Here is a 16,943-nt window from a genome sequence, read left to right as displayed (position 1 = left end):
GCTTGCAAGGGTAATTATTGATTTCGCTCGATAATATAGCGGGCGAACTGCTCCAGTAGTTCACTATTGTACGGCAACTTTGTGACCGCTGTCAGGGCGTCTTGATAGAGAGTCTGCGCTACATCACGGGCGCCATCGAGACCAAGTAGTGCCGGGTAGGTGCTTTTGTCCGCGGCCAGATCGCTGCCCTGCGGTTTGCCCAGCTGTTCGGTGTCGCCAACGATGTCGAGCACGTCGTCTTGCACTTGGAAGGCAAGACCAATTTTTTCAGCGTAATCGACCAACGAAGCGTGTTCTTCGGCGCTGCCATTGGGCGCCGCTAACATCCCAAGTTGTACCGCGCTGCGGATCAGCGCGCCGGTTTTCAGTTGGTGCAGTTGGGTCAGCTTATTGATGTCGATACGCTGGCCAGTGCTGGCCAGATCGATCGCTTGGCCACCGCACATCCCTTGATAGCCGGAAGCTTTGGCCAATACCTGAATCATCTTGATGCGATTGGCTTCGGCATAAGCTGGCAGTGGGCACTCGGCGATAATCTCAAACGCCAAGGTTTGCAGGGCGTCGCCGGCTAAAATCGCGGTGGCTTCATCAAAGGCGATGTGAACCGTCGGCTGGCCACGGCGCAGCGCGTCGTTGTCCATCGCCGGCAGATCGTCGTGCACCAGCGAATACGCGTGAATGCACTCAACCGCCGCCGCCAGCGCGTCCAGATGCTCAGTTTTAGCGCCCAGCATCTCGCCGCTGGCGTACACCAAAAACGGTCGCACCCGTTTGCCGCCCAGCAGCACCGCGTAGCGCATCGCTTCCAGCAGCTTAGCATCGGTAATGGGCAGTTGATTGAAGATGGTGGCTAGGGTGTTATTGACCCGAGTTTGGTAGTGGCAAATTGCCCGGTCGAGCATGGTTATTCCTCGCCTTGAAATGGCAGCAATGGCGCGTCGAGATCGTTACGTGACAGAATCGCGACTTGTTGTTCGGCGTGGTCGAGTTTGCTCTGGCTGGCGCGCACCAAGGTGATGCCCCGCTCAAACTGTTTAAGTGCCTGTTCCAGTGGAATTTCGCCCTGTTCCAGCTGCGCCACGATCTGCTCTAACTCCTGCACGGATTCTTCAAAGCTGAGGTTTTCCGGTTTCTTGGCCATCTCTGCCATTCCCATCGTCTGATTCTGGCCGCCAAAGGTACTTGGTTGCCGTTATAGATTCAATTGAGCCACTTCCAGCCTGTGAAATATTCCTCAAGCTTGGCTGACCTACGTCCGATAACCGAGGTATATCCGGTTTTATTTGGCGATCTTAGAGGCAGTCTAAGGTGAGTGAGGAGCAGCTGTGGATCTAGCGACATTAATTGGCATTATCGGGGCTTTCGCGTTTGTAGTGATGGCGATGTTTGATGGTGGCGACCCAGCCATCTTCTTTAACGTGCCCAGTTTGCTGATTGTGGTTTGTGGTTCCCTGTTTGTGGTGATGATGAAGTTCAACATCGGCCAATTTTTTGGTTCGGTAAAGATCGCCGCTAAAGCGTTTATGTTCCGCATCGACAAACCCGACGATCTGATTGAACAAGCGGTAGCGATGGCCGATTCTGCCCGTAAAGGCGGCTTCTTGGCGCTGGAAGAGGTGGAGGTGAATAACTCTTTTATGCGAAAAGCGGTCGATCTGCTGGTGGATGGCCACGATGCTGAGGTGGTGCGTGGTGCCCTTAGTAAAGATATCGTTCTGACCATTGAGCGTCACAATGTTGGCATTGATATCTTCCGTAAACTTGGGGATATCGCCCCGGCGATGGGGATGATCGGTACCCTAATCGGCTTGGTGGCGATGCTCAACAACATGGATGATCCGAAATCGATTGGCCCTGCGATGGCGATCGCGCTGTTAACCACTTTATACGGGGCTATCATCGCCAATATGATGGCGTTGCCCATTGCCGATAAGCTGGAACTGCGAATGAATGAGGAGATGCTTAATCGCCGCTTGATTATGGATGCGGTACTGGCGATTCAAGATGGCCAGAATCCGAAAGTGATTGAGGGCTTTTTGAAGAACTACCTCAAAGAGACAGCCCGCACCATTGACGCCCTGAAAGAGTAATCTTCATGAGCTTAGAGTTGCCGCAAAAGAAACAATCAGCCGGCTCGCCAGCGTGGATGGCAACCTTCGCCGATCTGATGTCGCTGTTGATGTGCTTCTTCGTGTTGCTGTTGGCGTTTTCCGAGATGGATGTGCTCAAGTTTAAGCAGGTAGCCGGTTCGATGAAGTACGCCTTTGGAGTGCAAAATCGGATTGAGGTCAGCGACATCCCCAAAGGCACCTCGGTGATCGCCATGGAGTTTCGTCCCGGTCGTCCGGATCCCACCCCGATTGAGGTGATCCAACAGCATACCGTCGAATTGACCCGCAACAGCTTGCACTACCAAGATGGCAAATCAGACCGAGTTGGCGGTGCTAAAGAGGGCAACGCCTCACAAAAGGGCGGGGCCGATTCGCCCCGCAAGCAACAGGACCAACAGCAAGCCAATGCCAGTCGCGATGCCAACAATGCCGGTCAGCAGCAGGATACCTTAGCCAAGCGGATCGCCGCTGAGCTTCAGGAACAAATAGAAGATGGGGCGATTGAGATTGAATCCTTAGGTCAGCAACTGATTATTCGGGTGCAAGAGCAAGGGGCTTTCCCTGCCGCTTCGGCGTTTTTGCAGCCAAAGTTTCGACCGGTGATCGATAAAATCGCCGAACTGCTCAAGGATGTGCCGGGGATCATCACCGTCAGCGGTCATACCGACTCTGGCAAGATCAATAATGAGCTGTATGGCTCGAACTGGGAACTGTCCAGCCAGCGAGCGGTGGCGGTGGCGCATCAGATGAGCTCGGTGGATGGCTTTGATGAAGCCCGCATGCGGGTGCAAGGGTTGGCTGAGTATTATCCGATTGCCGACAACGGCACCTGGACTGGCCGCAAACGCAATCGCCGGGTAGAGATCGCCATTGAACAAGGCAAAGCGCACGAATCCGCACCGATTGCCGTGACCCAGTAACGCTTTTCCGCCGTAAACCAACGCTGACCTAGCCGAGCTACACTAGCAGCAACCCTACGGCGGTTTTCAGCTATGCTGCATTTACGTTGCTGGTGTATACTCCCGCGCCTTTATATTGCAGTCGCAGGCTCCTCATGAAATTTATTGTCAAGCTGCACCCGGAAGTGATGATCAAATCCAAGTCGGTGCGGGTTCGTTTCTCCAAACTGTTGGTATCTAACATCCGCAATGTGCTGCGCAAAGTGGATGAGGAGACCGCCGTTAGCTTTAACTGGGATCACATCGTGGTCAACAACCGCCACGCCGATGAGGCGATGCGCGACCAGTTGGTTGAGGCGCTGCAATCGATCCCAGGTATTGCCCACTTCTATGAAGTGACTCAGCACCGTTACGAAACCATCGACGACATCTACCAAGCGGCGCAACTGGCGTTTGCTGAGCGTTTGGCTGGCAAGACCTTCTGTGTTCGCGTTAAGCGCTCTGGTAAGCAAGACTTCAGCTCGCTGGATGTGGAAAAGTACGTGGGTGGCGGCTTGAATCAGCACACCGACGCGGTCGGCGTTAAGCTGAAAAATCCGGATGTGACCGTACACATTCAGATTGAAGAAGATCTGGCCTACCTGGTAGAGCGTCGCCACGAGGGCTTAGGCGGTATGCCAATGGCCACTCAAGAAGACGTGCTGAGCCTGATCTCTGGCGGCTTCGATTCTGGCGTGTCCAGTTTCTTGACCATCAAGCGCGGTTGTCGTACCCACTTCTGTTTCTTCAACTTGGGCGGCAGTGATCACGAGCGCGGCGTTAAAGAGGTAGCGTACTACCTGTGGTCGAAATACGGCAGCTCGCACAAGGTGCGTTTTCTGTCGGTGCCGTTTGAATCGGTGGTTGGCGAAATCCTTGAAAAAGTCGACAACGGTCAGATGGGCGTGGTGCTGAAGCGGATGATGATGAAAGTCGCTGGTGCCTTGGCCGAGCGTTACGACATCCCGGCGCTGGTGACCGGTGAAGCAATTGGTCAGGTGTCTTCCCAGACCCTAACCAACCTTAATGTCATCGACCGTGCCACTGAAAAGCTGATCCTGCGTCCGCTGATCAACTGGGACAAGCAAGACATCATCAACTTGGCCAAGAAGATTGGTACTCAGCCGTATGCCGAAGTGATGCCAGAGTATTGCGGCGTGATCTCGCAAAAACCGACCGTTAAAGCGGTAATGGCTAAGATTGAAGCAGAAGAAGCAAAATTCTCTGATGATCTGGTGGAGCGTATCGTGCAAGAAACTCAGTACTACGACATCCGCGATCTGGCCAACATCGGTAACACCGAAAAGGTTGAGATCGACACCGTTGCGGCGGCCACCGCCACCGAAATCGTGTTGGACATCCGTGCTCCAGAAGAGCAGGAGCAAGCGCCACTGGTTATCGACGGCGTAGAAGTGCAGCACCTGCCGTTCTTCAAGCTCGGCAGCCAGTTCGCTAAGTTGGATCAATCACAGACCTACCTGCTGTACTGCGACCGCGGCGTAATGAGCAAGCTGCAAGCCTTGTACTTGAAGGAACAAGGGCACGATAACGTTAAAGTATATCGTCCATAACGGCTGAGCTATCTGGCGCCTTAGTGCGCTGCGTGCCGAAATAAGACAACGGAGCCGTGAGGGCTCCGTTGCTGTATCTGCCGTTTGGCTTAGCTGTTGCTCTGCAAGCTCGCTTCTATCTGCTCTTAACTGATAGCCAACGACTGCAAGTTAATTACTGCTTATTCGCCTTCAGGCTTGATCTGCTCCAGAGTCGCCACAACCTGTGGCTGCAGCACATCATGACCACTGGCGTTGATATTGATGTGCCCCAGTTTGCGGCCTGCGCGGACGGTTTTGCCATACCAGTGCAGTTGGCTATGACTGTCGAGGGAATCCAGCGGCGCGCCATCGGTGCCAATTAAGTTGACCATGCCGGTGACGCCGTGGGTATCGGTGGCGCCCAACGGCAAGCCGGTGATTGCCCGAAGGTGATTTTCAAATTGACAGGTTTGGCTGCCGGATTGGCTCCAGTGGCCGCTGTTATGCACCCGTGGCGCTAGCTCATTTACCAGCAGCTTGTCGCCGACGGCAAAGCACTCCACCGCCAATACCCCAACGTAGTCCATCTCGGTCATCAGGGTGCTGATCATCCGCTGTGCTTGCTGGGCAAGTTCCGCTGAAACATCCGGCGCGGGTGCGGTCGAATGACTTAAGATCCCTTGGGTGTGGACGTTTTCGGCCAGCGGGTAGTGGACGATGTTGCCGTTGCGATCCCGCGCCGAGACTTGCGACAGTTCACGGTCAAAGTGAATAAAAGATTCCACCAGATAGGCTACATCCTGTCGTGGTAACTCGGCGAACACCTTGCTGTCTTTAGGCTGCTTTAAGCGCCACTGATTTTTGCCATCGTAGCCATCATCGCAGGATTTGATCACCGCCGGCAGCGGGATGGACATCTGCGCTAATTCACCGGGCAGAGCTAGCTGATAGGGCGCGCAATCGATGCCGGTTTTGGCCAGCAGTTGCCGTTCGCGGCCACGATGCTGGCACTGATAGACCGCGTCAGGATTGGGATGCACCGGGCATAACTTACTGAAGCGGCGTAGTAACTCGATATCTACCTGCTCGCGCTCAACGGTAATCACTTGCGGCTTGCCGAGTGCCGCGAACAGTTCGGCGGCGCTGCTCGCCTCGCTGCGGCGGATCACCTCACCCAAGCCATCGACACAACGGCTGTCCTCATCCGCTTCGGCGACAAAGCTAAAGGTTAGCCCCATCGGCAAGCCGGCTAAGGCCATCATCCGTGACAGTTGCCCACAACCGATTATGGCGACTCGCATTATTCCACCTCAAACGGCACGCTGGCGGTCTGCTGACTGCGCCACTGATTGATGCGTTGGCGCAGTTCTGGGTTACCGGTCGCCAAGATCTGCGCTGCTAATAGGCCGGCGTTGTACGCGCCCGGTTCGCCAATCGCTTGGGTGGCGACGGCGACACCACGGGGCATCTGCACAATCGACAGCAGGCTATCAACGCCGTTGAGCGCTTTGCTGGTGACCGGCACCGCGACCACCGGCAGGCTGGTCATCGCCGCGGTCATCCCCGGCAGATGGGCGGCACCGCCGGCACCGGCGATAATCACATCAAACTGTTGTTCGGCATTCTCGGCAAATTCCACCAACCGCTGCGGGGTGCGATGGGCAGAGATCACTTGGGCTTCAAACTCAATCTCGAACTGCGCCAGTAAGGTAGTGGCGTGTTTCATCACTGGCCAATCCGATTGGGAACCCATAATGATGGCAACTTTCAGAGGTCTCATTGTTTTTATCCTATTAACTGCTGCGTGATAACCGTGATGGTCGGAATGCCGATAAGTACGTTGAAGGGAAAGGTCACCGCTAGGGCGGCGCTGATCGACAAACTGTGATTGGCTTGCGGCAGCGCTACCTGCATCGCGGCGGGTACGGCAATGTAGGAAGCGCTGGCGCCTAAGATGGCGACTAAGATGGTGCCGCCCTGACTTAAGCCCAGAGCAATGCTGAGCAGAGCGCCGAGCAGGCCGCCGATCAGCGGCATGGCGATGGCGAAGGCGACAATAAAGCTGCCGACCCGTTTGATGTCGTTGAGGCGACTGGCGGCGGTGATCCCCATCTGCAGTAGGAACAGCGCCAAAATGCCGTTGAATAGATCGAAGAACAGTGGGCTGATGCGGTCGATTTGATCCCCCGCCAGATAACCGATGGCCAGCGCCCCGACCATCAGTACCATGCCCTGATTGCACAGTACTTCATGCAGCAAGGCTTTGTTACTGACCTTATCGTCATCGGCTTTAGTGCCCCATTTCGCTAGGGCAATGCCAACGGCGATGGCGGGCATCTCCAGCAGTACCACAAACAGGGGGATGTAGGCTTCGTAGGGGATCTGTTGCGCTTCTAAAAACGCCACGGCGACGGCGTAGGTGCCAACACTGACTGAGCCGTAATGGGCGGCAATGGCAGCAGCATCAACTCGCGGCAGATCGCCAATGTATTTGAGAATGGGAAAAGCGATCAGTGGCAGCACTAGGCCAAGCGCGATAATCGCTAGGGATTCACCAAGCAGTTGCCATGATGCGTGCTCGGTTAAGGCAACTCCGCCTTTAAGGCCAATCGCCAGCATTAACAGTAACACCAGCGATTGATACAGTGATTTAGGAAAGTGAATGTTGGATTTCAGTAGGGTGGCGAGCAGCCCCAACACGAAAAAGGCGATACCGACATCCAACTGCATGGTTTAGCGCCCCAAACCGGAATGGCTGGCCAGCTTAGCTTTGGCTAGGCGGCGCTGTGGTAGGTAGTTCAGCAAGCTGATAACGCCAAGGGAAGCTGCCACACCCACTAAGGTGGAACCGACCGCGGCGAATTGACTTACCCACAAACCAATGGCAATTAAGCTAATGCTTACCAGCAGGTTAAATTGCAGCTGTTTGAGTTTCATGGTTGTCCCCTCTGCGGTTTTGATGAACGCATTATCCACAGATGCAGGAATAGCCGATAATAGATATTGCCTAGATGTTGCATAGATGTTTATCTATGTCAATTGGATCTAGGCTGAAAAGTGGATAAAAAATGACCTCGCGTCTGCACGCCCATATTGGCACCTTACGACAGCTAGAGATCCTGTTGGCGGTGCACGATCACGGCAGTATTAACGCCGCTGCCAAGGCGCTATTTCTGACTCAACCAACCGTCTCTATTCAGATGAAGAAGCTGACCGAAGCGGTCGGTGTGCCGCTGTATCACCACTCGCAGCGGCGCTTAGTGTTTACCGATGAAGGGATGAAAGTGGTTAAAACCGCGGTCGAGGTGCTGGATAGCTTTGCTCGGCTTGATCGCGCCTTGGGGGATATGAAACGGCTGAAAACCGGGACCTTGCGCTTGGCGGTGGTGAATACCTCGCAGTACTTTATTCCCCATTTGCTCGGCCCCTTTTGCGAGCTCTACCCCGGCATCGATGTTCAGCTAAAAGTGGGCAACCGCGAGCAAACCCTAGAGCGATTGAAGCGCGGGATTGATGACTTCTATGTGTTTAGCCACCCCCCCAAAGACAGTGACAGCGACAGTATCGAGTTTTTGGACAACCCATTGGTGGCGATCGCCTATGATGGCCACCCATTGGCCCACGGTAAGCCGGTGACCTTAAAGCAGTTGCAGGACGAACCTTTTATCATGCGCGAGCAGGGCTCCGGCACCCGCTTTGCGGTGGAGGAGTTTCTAAAAAAACACGACGTTAGCTTGAACGTAAAAATGACCATCGACAGCAACGAAGCGATTAAGCACTCGGTGATGTCAAAATTGGGGATCTCAATCGTGTCTGCTCATACCTTGGGTTACGGTGGCCAAGCGGGACTGGTGAAGTTGCCGGTGCGAGAGTTGCCGATTGACTCGCACTGGTTCTTTGTGTGGTCACGATCCAAACGCAAAACCGCGCTGGCGACTGAGTTTTTGGAATACGTCGATGGCGAGGGCAAGCAGCGGCTGCAGCAAGAACTCATGCGCTAGGGTGCTTGCCAGTGCTTGAGGTTGTGACGATAACGGTTGATCAAACAATCAAGGCCGCCACCGCGATAGTGGTATTGGTCGGTAAGCGTAAAGCCGAGCCTTTCAATAATTCGTTTCGAGCCCAGATTTTCTGGCACCAGTTCGGCGCTAACCTCGCTAAACCCTAAGGTATCGCGGCCATAAACCATAGCGGCGCTGGCGGCCTCCATCCCGAGGCCTTGGCCCCAATATTGCGGCAGCAGCCGATAGCCCAGATCCGGTAGGTTTACTTCTTGCTCAAACTTCCAACCGCAAAAGCCGATCACTCGGTCGCGGGCTTTATCTAGCAGCGCGTAGCGGGCGTAACCATGTTCGGCATACTCCGCCAACCAGATGGTTTCGATAATACGCTTTGCATCTTCGAGGGTTTTTACCATCCCGGCATCACCGGTGTAGCGGGTCACTTGAGTGTTGCCTGAAAACCCCAGCACCGCTTCGGCGTCGTCAAGGGTAAACCGGCGCATCGCCAGTCGTGGGGTTACTATCAGGTGGTTTGAATCGCTCATTTTGTTATCAATCCATTGATTTGACGGTAGCATTCCAAGCTATACCACAACAGCGCAGGTTGCTACCGTGGGGGTTTGGCCGAGGTGAGACAAGGAGACCATCATGCCGTACCGCAATGACGATCTGCGGATTGAAGCGATCAAAGAACTGTTACCACCGGTGGCGATCCTAGAACGATTTCCCGCCAGCGAGGCGGCGGCCAACACGGTGCAGCAAGCGCGGGACACCATCAGTGCTATTTTGCGGGGCGATGATCCGCGCCTATTGGTGGTGATTGGTCCTTGCTCGATTCACGATCCACAAGCGGCACTGGAGTATGGTCAGCGACTGCTGGCACTGCGGCAGCAATATGCCGAGTCGCTGGAGATTGTGATGCGGGTTTATTTTGAAAAGCCGAGGACAACAGTAGGTTGGAAAGGACTGATTAACGATCCTAACTTGGACGACAGCTATCAGATCAATGACGGTTTGCGCAGTGCTCGGCAACTGTTGCTGGCGTTAAATGACAGTGGCATGCCCACCGCTGGCGAGTTTCTCGATATGATCACCCCGCAGTACTTGGCGGATCTGATGTGTTGGGGGGCGATTGGTGCGCGCACCACCGAATCGCAGGTGCACCGCGAGTTAGCCTCAGGGCTGTCTTGTCCGGTTGGCTTTAAAAATGGGACCGATGGCAGCACCGGTATCGCCATTGATGCCATTCGTGCCGCCAATGCTCCGCACCACTTCTTGTCGGTGACCAAGTATGGCCACAGCGCCATTGTCCACACTGCAGGCAATTCCGATTGTCATATCATTTTGCGTGGTGGTCGCGAGCCCAACTACAGCAGTGAGCACGTGCAAGCGGTCAGCGTCGAGCTGCAGCAATCCGGTTTGGCTGCCAATGTGATGGTCGATCTTAGTCATGCCAACAGCGCCAAGCAGTTTAAGCGGCAGCTGGATGTGGCCAGCGATATCGCCGCGCAGTTGCGGGACGGTGAAGCGGCGATCAAAGGGGTGATGGTCGAGTCTCACTTAGTTGAGGGGCGGCAAAACTTAGTTGCCGGCCAGCCGCTGACTTACGGCCAGAGCATCACCGATGGCTGCCTCGGTTGGGGGGACAGCGAAGCGTTGTTAGCGCAATTAGCTGAGGCGGCCAAGGTGCGGATGTCGCGCTAGCGATAGGGCTGATATAGCGTTTCAAATAACGGCAGCGATAATCGCTGCCGTTTTGCTGTTTCAAGCACAAAGCCTAAGATCGCTGCCATCTCGGTTGGCCGGCCGGCCTCCACATCTTGCAGAGTTGAGCAGCGATTGCCGGCGGTGCGGTTGGCGACCTCGAGCACGCGCTGGCTGATTTGTGCTGGCCGATCCGCAAAACCCAAGGTTTTCGCCAGTGCTGCCAGTTCGGTAGCCAAGGCGTTCACCTCATCGGCAAAGTGGATCAACTCACCATTGCAGATCCGTTCGCGGGTGCAGATCGGATTGAGGATGGCGTTAACCGTCAGTTTGCGCCACAGCACCGCGGCAATCTCATCGCTATAGCGAAATCCCAGCGCCTGGCAGCCCGGAGGCAAGCTCCGCGGCGGCTGTTGGGTGAGTGGTTGCAGATGGCCTACCAGACGCTGGCCAACGCCACGTTGGGCTACGCCATACGGCCCTAGGCGTTCAGCACCATCGGTAACACTGCCGGCCCACCAGTGATGATTGGGATAGCGTTTGGGCAAGCGCTGCTGCGGCCCCATGCCGTTATGTAGCAGTACAATCGGCACAGCGGTCGGCAGCCACTGCAATATCGGCAGCAGGGCAGTGTCGACGTTGGTGGCTTTAGTTAGCACCCATAGGGCGTCGATATTGCCAATGGCTTGGTCACTGGGGTGATGTTCGAGCGCAAGGTTGCTGACGCTGCCATCAAGCCATTGCAGTTGATGGCACTGTGCCTTGGCTTGGGTACCAGGGCGGGTCAATAGCAGCGGGTTGAGCCCCGCTTGGGCAAGTAATCCGGCGTACAGCTGCCCAAGGGCACCTGCGCCTAAGATCGCAATTCGGGCTGGCATAGTTTTAGGGCGCGCAACAGCGCATAGAACAGCAAGGCACCGCCAACATCTGCGGCAAAGTCGAGTAGTTCGGCGCTGCGATAGGTCAGATGGTATTGCACTGCTTCAATCAGCAGTGCATACAAGGCCAGTAGCAGAATTTGCCAGCGCTGTTTGATGCCACTGGCGATCTGCATCAGCAGCGCTAAAGCAAAAAACGCGCTGAAGTGCATCACTTTATCAAAATGGGGCAGACTGACGCCGCTGTGCACCGGCCGCGAAAACACCAAATATGAAGTGACCGCGATGGCAACCATAAATAGCATCCGTGCCATTAGGCGCTGTTGGCGGTTTGGGGCAATAACAAAATTCATCATGGTTCGATGTTACGAAAAAGGCCGATCGCTGTCACCTGCGGCCAAGCTCATGCGAATACTGAAATTGAACAAGCCAATAACGGTGTTTTTTCGGTAAAATTGCGTCAATTCGACAATTTTTAGTGGAGAGTCCCTCATGCCGTCATTCGACATCGTATCGGAAGTCGATACCGTTAACGTTCGTAACGCCGTAGATAACGCCAATCGCGAAGTAAGCACTCGTTTCGATTTCCGTGGTATTGATGCCGAGTTCACCCAGAAAGATCTGGTGGTGACCATCAAAGCGGAAGCGGAGTTCCAGATCAGCCAGATGGAAACCATCCTGCGTGGCAACTTGGCTAAGCAAAACGTCGATGCCAACTCCATGGATTTGGCCAAGAAGTGCGAATTTACCGGTAAGACCGTAACCCGTCAGGTGACCTTCAAGCAGGGCGTCGACAAAGATTACGCCAAGAAGATCGTTAAGCAGATCAAAGAAGCCAAGCTGAAAGTACAAGCCTCTATTCAAGGCGAGAAAGTGCGCGTGACCGGTAAGAAGCGTGACGATCTGCAAGAAGCGATTGCGCTGCTGCGCTCCAGCGAACAAGAGCAGCCACTGCAGTTCGATAACTTCCGCGATTAATTGCCCGTTATTGAATGAACAAAGCCTCCGCATGCGGAGGCTTTGCTGTTTCTGGGGGGTTATTTATCTGCTTTCGGCTTTGGCGGAGCGCGGCGGCTTTCGCCGGCCTTGGGCAGTGGAATGGGGCGCAGCTCGGTGTTGCTGTTGGCCATCAGCCAGCTGAATAGGGTGTAGACCGTCATCGATTGTTGGATCGCCTTAGGCGGGATCTTATCCAGAGTGTCATCTGGGGTGTGGTGGTAATCGAAGTAGTCAGTGCCATCTAAGGCCAGACCAGCAACGGGAACCCCCAGTGGCGGCAGTACCGACATATCGGGGCCGCCCCAGCTGTTGTTGTTGCCGCGCTCAACCCCCAGCGGGGCCAATAGCGCTGCGAGCTGATCCATCTGTGGCAGCGCAGTTTCGCTGACGCGGCTGTGTAGGGCGTAAATCGGCCCAGCACCAAAGTCGGCTTCGGCGGCGATGTAGTGCTTATCCAATTCCGATTTATGGGCATCGCGATAGGCTTTAGCGCCGATCAGCCCAACCTCTTCGGCGGCAAACAGCACCACCCGGATAGTCCGCTCTGGGGTTAAGTTGGCATCGATGATCTGCTTGGCGGCACCCAAGACAATACCAACCCCGGCGCCATCATCTAAGGCGCCAGTGCCTTCATCCCAGGAATCTAAGTGAGCGCCAATCAGCACGATCTCGTCGGCTTTGCTGCTGCCGCTGATCTCACCGATGACATTGTATGAGGTGGCTGGCGGATGGATTTCGGTTTGGATATCCAGCTTGATTTGAATATCACTGTGGCGCGCGAGCATCCGCGTCAGCTGATCGGCATCCGGGGCTGATAACGCCGCGGCAGGGATCTTGGTGATGCCATCGGCGTAGCGCATGGTGCCGGTGTGGGCAAAGCGAGCGCTGTCGGTGCCAACGCTGCGCAGTAATAACCCCACCGCGCCCTTGCTGGCGGCGACGGAAGCCCCTTGGCTACGAGCTTTGACCACCGGGCCATAGCCACGGCCATCACGATAGCGCTCCATCTTATGATCGATAAACGCCAGTTTGCCGGTAAGGCTACCCTCAGGCGCCGCCTTTAGGGCATCAAAGTCAGCAAAGCGAACGATGGCGGCGGTCAGACCGGCCTTGGGCGTACTGATTGAATTACCCAAAGCGGTGATCACCAGCGGCTGCGGGTAGGGGCTGATCACTTCGGCTTGATTGACTCGGCGCACCCAGTGCGGCACTTCCACGGGTTCTTTGTAGACGTTATTGAAGCCAAGGGTGGTCATTCGCGCCAACGCCCAATCGACGGCGCGAAGATCGTTGTCGCTGCCGGTTAAGCGCGGGCCAATCTCAGTGGTGAGATCTTCCACGATTTGATAGGCGTCGCTCGAGTTGAGGGCTTGCTGCTTCAGAGCCTCGGCGGCATCCAGAGTGGCGCTGCTGTAGGGGCTGGCATAGAGACTGCTGCTGAGTAAGGCAAGTCCTGATAGAGTGGCTTTGGTAATGAAAGACAGAGATCGCATGCGGTTCCTTGGCATTGATAAGTTCATCCATGAGTGATGACACTGTAACAAAGCCAGAGCGAACCGAAAGAGGGAACAAGTCGCTAAGGGAGAGGGGCCTGTAAACCGGCATAAAAAAACCGACCCTAAGGTCGGTTTTTCAAAAAAGCTATCAGCTCAAAAGCAAATTACATTGCTTTGATTTGAGCAGCCAGACGGCTCTTGTGACGAGCAGCCTTGTTCTTGTGGATCAGGCCTTTGGTAGCCATGCGGTCCAGGATTGGCTGTGCAGCAGCGAAAGCAGCGGTAGCTACTTCTTTGTCGCCAGTTGCGATAGCAGCGATAACTTTCTTGGTAAAGGTGCGCATCATGGAGCGACGAGAAGCGTTGTGTTGACGACGCTTTTCAGCTTGGATGGCACGCTTCTTAGCAGACTTGATGTTAGCCAAGTGCAAACTCCTAAAAACGGTACGATCTGGATATTTTCAAGGGTCGCGAATTTACTGATTTCACGCGTTGATGTCAATGACGACGTGCAAAATAGCGCCAATCTGAAGCTGCGAGCAGCGTTCTTTGGTCTATTGCGACCCCTGGGTTTAAGATGGTGCGAAATTCTAGCAGCATTCCCGCCGTGGTGACAGTGGTCGGGGATTTTTTTTGCCGACAATTACGCCAGCAACAACCGAAGCCGCCGTTTCGGTCATTTTAAGTGAGTGTTTCCATTGAGTAAGAAGTTGATCCGCAGCGGCATGGTGGTCAGTGCCATGACGTTGGTATCCCGCGTATTGGGGTTAGTTCGGGATGTGGTGGTGGCCAACCTGATGGGGGCTGGCGCCGCCGCCGACGTATTCTTTTTAGCCAACAAAATTCCCAACTTCTTACGCCGCTTATTTGCCGAAGGCGCGTTCTCGCAAGCCTTTGTGCCAGTGCTGACCGAATACCAGCACGACAAACCGGATGAGGTGCGCCAATTGATTGCTAAGGTCAGTGGCACCTTGGGCGGGATTGTCACCATCGTCACCTTGCTCGGGGTGATTGGTTCGCCGGTGTTGGCGGCGTTGTTCAGTACCGGTTGGTTCGTCGATTACCTTAATGATGCGCCGGGGGGCGAGAAGTTCACTTTGGCGGCGCTGATGCTGAAGATCACCTTCCCCTACCTGTGGTTTATCACCTTAACGGCGCTGTCTGGGGCGATTTTGAACACTTTAGGCAAGTTCGCGGTGGCGGCCTTTACTCCGGTGTTTTTGAACATCGCTATCATCGGCTGTGCGCTGTGGCTGGCGCCGACCTTGGCCCAGCCAGAACTCGCGCTAGCTTGGGGCGTGTTTTTGGGCGGCTTAATCCAGTTTTTATTCCAAATCCCGTTTTTGCGGCAAAACCGCATGCTGGTGAAGCCGCAGTGGGGCTGGAATCACCCTGGAGTGGTAAAAATTCGCACCTTGATGATCCCAGCGATGTTTGGGGTCTCCGTCAGCCAAATCAACCTGCTGTTTGATACCTTTATCGCCAGTTTCTTGATGACTGGCTCGATCAGTTGGTTGTATTACTCCGACCGCTTGTTGGAGTTCCCGCTGGGGCTGTTCGGCATCGCCATCGCCACGGTGATCCTGCCCGCGCTGTCGCGCAATAAAGCCAGTAACGATCCGACTCAGTTTGCCTCCACCATGGATTGGGGGGTGCGCTCGGTACTGCTAGTCGGCATTCCAGCGATGCTGGGACTTATGGCGCTGGCGCAGCCGATGCTGATGGTGCTGTTTATGCGCGGCGCGTTTAGCGTTGCCGATACCCAAATGGCGGCGGCCAGTTTGCTGGCGTACGCCTCGGGGTTGCTGTCGTTTATGTTGGTGAAGGTGTTGGCGCCGGGCTATTTCGCCCGCCAAGACACCAAGACACCGGTGCGCTACGGCATCATCGCGATGGTCGCCAATATGGGCTTTAACATCATCTTGGCGATCCCGTTTGGTTACGTTGGGCTGGCACTGGCAACGGCGGGTTCAGCGACCTTAAATGCGCTGCTGCTGTATCGTGGTTTGCACAAGCAGGGCGTCTATCAGTTATCGAAACAGAGCCTTGGGCTGATCGCGCGAATGGTATTGGCTGGGGCGGTGATGACGGCGCTGTTAGCCTATCTGGTGCCAGCAGAATCGCAGTGGTTGGCGTGGTCTCTGGCCGAACGTAGCGGCATGCTGTTTGGCTACATCGGCATTGGTGCGCTGGCCTACCTTGCGAGCTTGGTGCTTTTGGGCTTCCGCCCTCGCCATCTTCGCGGCTGAGATAGCACCGTCTGTGCGTTGGTATAAACCGGTGGCTAAGGTATAATCCGGCGATTTTCGACACAGAAGACAGACGGTTCCTTTTTCTATGGAGTTAGTACGCGGGATCCACAACCTGCGCGATCGCCATCACGGTTGTGTGCTTACCATCGGTAACTTTGATGGGGTGCATTTAGGCCATGCGGCGGTGATTGAGCATGTGGTGGCCATGGCCAAGCAACATCAAGTGCCGGCGACGGTGATGTTGTTCGAGCCACAACCACTGGAGTTCTTTGCCGGTGACCGCGCTCCGGCTCGGCTAAGCACCTTGCGAGATAAGCTTAAACGTCTGTCGGAATTGGGCGTTGAGCGAGTGCTGTGCGTCCGTTTCTGTGACAAATTTGCCAACTATCAAGCGTCCGATTTTGTCGAGCAGCTGCTGGTCACTCAGCTGGGTGTGAAGCATTTGGTGGTCGGCGACGATTTTCGCTTTGGCCAAGGCCGCAGCGGTAACTTCGAGACCTTAGTAGCCGCGGGGCAGCAACATGGCTTTGGGGTGCAAGACACCGCCAGTTGCCTGCTGAATCAAGCGCGGATCTCCAGTACCTTGATCCGCCAAGCGTTGGCGGCGGGACAACTGGATGAAGCCAAGCGGATGCTGGGATATGGTTATGCCATCAGTGGCCGGGTGGCCCACGGCGACAAGCTGGGGCGTACCATCAATTTCCCAACCGCCAATGTCGCCTTAAAGCGGCGGGTGAATCCCATCAGCGGCGTATTTGCGGTGCGGGTGCAGTTCGCCGATGGTCGCCAATTTGATGGTGTGGCTAACGTTGGTAAACGCCCAACGGTGGCTGGCCAAGAGTGCCGACTTGAAGTGCACATATTTGATTTTGCTGCTGATATCTATGGTCAGCAGTTGCAGGTGGAACTGCGTGACTACCTGCGTCCGGAACAACGGTTTGAGTCCTTTGCGGCACTCAAACAACAGATTAGTGCCGATGCTAAGGCCGCTCGTGAGCGCCTAGCGGACGCGTCAATTTCACTTTAGACCCT

19 protein-coding genes are annotated in these 16,943 nt (G+C 55.2%); 8 read left to right on the top strand and 11 right to left on the bottom strand.

The features are described from left to right. Window positions 1–14 precede the first annotated feature (14 nt). On the bottom strand, window positions 15–902 hold the full coding sequence (ispA, locus tag G506_RS0117550; protein ID WP_028118011.1) for a (2E,6E)-farnesyl diphosphate synthase: 888 nt from the start codon (window positions 900–902) through the stop codon (window positions 15–17). Window positions 903–904: 2 nt separating this feature from the next. Next, window positions 905–1,141, bottom strand: coding sequence for an exodeoxyribonuclease VII small subunit (gene xseB / locus G506_RS0117545; protein WP_028118010.1), 237 nt, complete (start codon window positions 1,139–1,141; stop codon window positions 905–907). A 184-nt stretch (window positions 1,142–1,325) separates the two neighbouring features. Between xseB and pomA the strand changes: the two genes are divergently transcribed. The 3 genes from pomA to thiI all read left to right on the top strand — a co-directional run bounded on the left by pomA (window position 1,326) and on the right by thiI (window position 4,620). Next, entirely contained in the window at window positions 1,326–2,090 is a 765-nt protein-coding gene (pomA, locus tag G506_RS0117540; RefSeq protein WP_028118009.1) for a flagellar motor protein PomA, read from the top strand. Between the two features lie 5 nt (window positions 2,091–2,095). Continuing rightward, window positions 2,096–3,031, top strand: coding sequence for a flagellar motor protein MotB (locus tag G506_RS0117535; RefSeq protein WP_028118008.1), 936 nt, complete (start codon window positions 2,096–2,098; stop codon window positions 3,029–3,031). A gap of 134 nt (window positions 3,032–3,165) precedes the next feature. Further along, window positions 3,166–4,620: a tRNA uracil 4-sulfurtransferase ThiI gene (gene thiI / locus G506_RS0117530; RefSeq protein WP_028118007.1), complete on the top strand. Its 1,455-nt coding sequence runs from the start codon at window positions 3,166–3,168 to the stop codon at window positions 4,618–4,620. A gap of 161 nt (window positions 4,621–4,781) precedes the next feature. On the opposite strand, the gene G506_RS0117525 is transcribed toward thiI, so the two are convergent. Genes G506_RS0117525 through G506_RS0117510 form a run of 4 tightly spaced genes read right to left on the bottom strand, consistent with a single transcriptional unit; the run spans window position 4,782 to window position 7,518 of the window. Next, complete coding sequence (locus tag G506_RS0117525) at window positions 4,782–5,882, bottom strand: 5-(carboxyamino)imidazole ribonucleotide synthase (protein ID WP_035387485.1); 1,101 nt, start codon at window positions 5,880–5,882, stop codon at window positions 4,782–4,784. Then, on the bottom strand, window positions 5,882–6,361 hold the full coding sequence (purE, locus tag G506_RS0117520) for a 5-(carboxyamino)imidazole ribonucleotide mutase (RefSeq protein WP_028118005.1): 480 nt from the start codon (window positions 6,359–6,361) through the stop codon (window positions 5,882–5,884). Before purE ends, G506_RS0117525 begins: the two co-directional genes overlap by 1 nt. Window positions 6,362–6,366: 5 nt before the next feature. After that, window positions 6,367–7,311 (bottom strand): sodium-dependent bicarbonate transport family permease, encoded by a 945-nt coding sequence (locus G506_RS0117515; protein ID WP_028118004.1) that lies wholly within the window; start codon window positions 7,309–7,311, stop codon window positions 6,367–6,369. 3 nt (window positions 7,312–7,314) lie between these two features. Continuing rightward, window positions 7,315–7,518, bottom strand: coding sequence for a hypothetical protein (locus G506_RS0117510; RefSeq protein WP_156904943.1), 204 nt, complete (start codon window positions 7,516–7,518; stop codon window positions 7,315–7,317). A 131-nt stretch (window positions 7,519–7,649) separates the two neighbouring features. On the opposite strand from G506_RS0117510, the gene G506_RS0117505 reads away from it, so the two are divergent. Then, window positions 7,650–8,582, top strand: a complete 933-nt coding sequence (locus G506_RS0117505) for a LysR family transcriptional regulator (RefSeq protein WP_028118002.1) — start codon at window positions 7,650–7,652, stop codon at window positions 8,580–8,582. Here G506_RS0117505 and G506_RS20125 read toward each other — a convergent pair. Next, window positions 8,579–9,127 (bottom strand): GNAT family N-acetyltransferase, encoded by a 549-nt coding sequence (locus G506_RS20125; protein ID WP_035387500.1) that lies wholly within the window; start codon window positions 9,125–9,127, stop codon window positions 8,579–8,581. The two genes, G506_RS0117505 and G506_RS20125, sit on opposite strands and share 4 nt — an antisense overlap. A gap of 103 nt (window positions 9,128–9,230) precedes the next feature. Here G506_RS20125 and aroG point away from each other — a divergent pair, with 103 nt between their 5' ends. Then, the gene (gene aroG, locus G506_RS0117495; protein WP_028118001.1) at window positions 9,231–10,286 is read left to right on the top strand and encodes a 3-deoxy-7-phosphoheptulonate synthase AroG; all 1,056 of its coding nucleotides are present in this window, start codon (window positions 9,231–9,233) and stop codon (window positions 10,284–10,286) included. Here the strand turns inward: aroG and G506_RS0117490 are convergent. Together G506_RS0117490 and G506_RS0117485 are read right to left on the bottom strand one after the other, a co-directional pair. Then, complete coding sequence (locus tag G506_RS0117490) at window positions 10,283–11,164, bottom strand: ketopantoate reductase family protein (protein ID WP_028118000.1); 882 nt, start codon at window positions 11,162–11,164, stop codon at window positions 10,283–10,285. The genes aroG and G506_RS0117490 overlap by 4 nt on opposite strands. Then, window positions 11,140–11,517 (bottom strand): VanZ family protein, encoded by a 378-nt coding sequence (locus G506_RS0117485; RefSeq protein WP_240473453.1) that lies wholly within the window; start codon window positions 11,515–11,517, stop codon window positions 11,140–11,142. Before G506_RS0117485 ends, G506_RS0117490 begins: the two co-directional genes overlap by 25 nt. Window positions 11,518–11,656: 139 nt before the next feature. Between G506_RS0117485 and G506_RS0117480 the strand changes: the two genes are divergently transcribed. Further along, window positions 11,657–12,142 carry a YajQ family cyclic di-GMP-binding protein gene (locus G506_RS0117480; protein ID WP_028117998.1) on the top strand — a complete coding sequence of 162 codons (486 nt, stop codon included), beginning with the start codon at window positions 11,657–11,659 and terminating at the stop codon, window positions 12,140–12,142. Window positions 12,143–12,201: 59 nt separating this feature from the next. Here the strand turns inward: G506_RS0117480 and G506_RS0117475 are convergent, their stop codons facing one another. Both G506_RS0117475 and rpsT read right to left on the bottom strand, forming a co-directional pair. Beyond that, the gene (locus G506_RS0117475; RefSeq protein WP_028117997.1) at window positions 12,202–13,656 is read right to left on the bottom strand and encodes a M20/M25/M40 family metallo-hydrolase; all 1,455 of its coding nucleotides are present in this window, start codon (window positions 13,654–13,656) and stop codon (window positions 12,202–12,204) included. A gap of 167 nt (window positions 13,657–13,823) precedes the next feature. Next, a complete protein-coding gene (gene rpsT, locus G506_RS0117470; protein ID WP_028117996.1) occupies window positions 13,824–14,084 on the bottom strand; it encodes a 30S ribosomal protein S20 in 261 nt (86 codons plus the stop codon). A 273-nt stretch (window positions 14,085–14,357) separates the two neighbouring features. On the opposite strand from rpsT, the gene murJ reads away from it, so the two are divergent. Next, the gene (gene murJ / locus G506_RS0117465; RefSeq protein WP_028117995.1) at window positions 14,358–15,908 is read left to right on the top strand and encodes a murein biosynthesis integral membrane protein MurJ; all 1,551 of its coding nucleotides are present in this window, start codon (window positions 14,358–14,360) and stop codon (window positions 15,906–15,908) included. A gap of 88 nt (window positions 15,909–15,996) precedes the next feature. Further along, window positions 15,997–16,938, top strand: coding sequence for a bifunctional riboflavin kinase/FAD synthetase (gene ribF / locus G506_RS0117460; protein ID WP_028117994.1), 942 nt, complete (start codon window positions 15,997–15,999; stop codon window positions 16,936–16,938). Window positions 16,939–16,943 lie beyond the last annotated feature (5 nt).

Origin of the sequence: Ferrimonas senticii DSM 18821 (assembly GCF_000422665.1) — a bacterium.
GTDB classification, from domain to species: Bacteria; Pseudomonadota; Gammaproteobacteria; order Enterobacterales; family Shewanellaceae; genus Ferrimonas; species Ferrimonas senticii.
Note: the sequence above shows the minus strand (reverse complement) of the source record. Positions and strands in the feature narration are given on the sequence as shown.

What these genes read in the sequence shown, in the direction of transcription:
- G506_RS0117475 (WP_028117997.1), bottom strand. Translation starts at nt 13,656, where the DNA reads ATGCGATCTCTGTCTTTCATTACCAAAGCCACTCTATCAGGACTTGCC.
- xseB (WP_028118010.1), bottom strand. Translation starts at nt 1,141, where the DNA reads ATGGCCAAGAAACCGGAAAACCTCAGCTTTGAAGAATCCGTGCAGGAG.
- G506_RS0117535 (WP_028118008.1), top strand. Translation starts at nt 2,096, where the DNA reads ATGAGCTTAGAGTTGCCGCAAAAGAAACAATCAGCCGGCTCGCCAGCG.
- G506_RS0117525 (WP_035387485.1), bottom strand. Translation starts at nt 5,882, where the DNA reads ATGCGAGTCGCCATAATCGGTTGTGGGCAACTGTCACGGATGATGGCC.
- G506_RS0117505 (WP_028118002.1), top strand. Translation starts at nt 7,650, where the DNA reads ATGACCTCGCGTCTGCACGCCCATATTGGCACCTTACGACAGCTAGAG.
- G506_RS0117480 (WP_028117998.1), top strand. Translation starts at nt 11,657, where the DNA reads ATGCCGTCATTCGACATCGTATCGGAAGTCGATACCGTTAACGTTCGT.
- ribF (WP_028117994.1), top strand. Translation starts at nt 15,997, where the DNA reads ATGGAGTTAGTACGCGGGATCCACAACCTGCGCGATCGCCATCACGGT.
- purE (WP_028118005.1), bottom strand. Translation starts at nt 6,361, where the DNA reads ATGAGACCTCTGAAAGTTGCCATCATTATGGGTTCCCAATCGGATTGG.
- ispA (WP_028118011.1), bottom strand. Translation starts at nt 902, where the DNA reads ATGCTCGACCGGGCAATTTGCCACTACCAAACTCGGGTCAATAACACC.
- G506_RS0117485 (WP_240473453.1), bottom strand. Translation starts at nt 11,517, where the DNA reads ATGAATTTTGTTATTGCCCCAAACCGCCAACAGCGCCTAATGGCACGG.
- G506_RS0117510 (WP_156904943.1), bottom strand. Translation starts at nt 7,518, where the DNA reads ATGAAACTCAAACAGCTGCAATTTAACCTGCTGGTAAGCATTAGCTTA.
- aroG (WP_028118001.1), top strand. Translation starts at nt 9,231, where the DNA reads ATGCCGTACCGCAATGACGATCTGCGGATTGAAGCGATCAAAGAACTG.
- G506_RS0117490 (WP_028118000.1), bottom strand. Translation starts at nt 11,164, where the DNA reads ATGCCAGCCCGAATTGCGATCTTAGGCGCAGGTGCCCTTGGGCAGCTG.
- G506_RS0117515 (WP_028118004.1), bottom strand. Translation starts at nt 7,311, where the DNA reads ATGCAGTTGGATGTCGGTATCGCCTTTTTCGTGTTGGGGCTGCTCGCC.
- thiI (WP_028118007.1), top strand. Translation starts at nt 3,166, where the DNA reads ATGAAATTTATTGTCAAGCTGCACCCGGAAGTGATGATCAAATCCAAG.
- G506_RS20125 (WP_035387500.1), bottom strand. Translation starts at nt 9,127, where the DNA reads ATGAGCGATTCAAACCACCTGATAGTAACCCCACGACTGGCGATGCGC.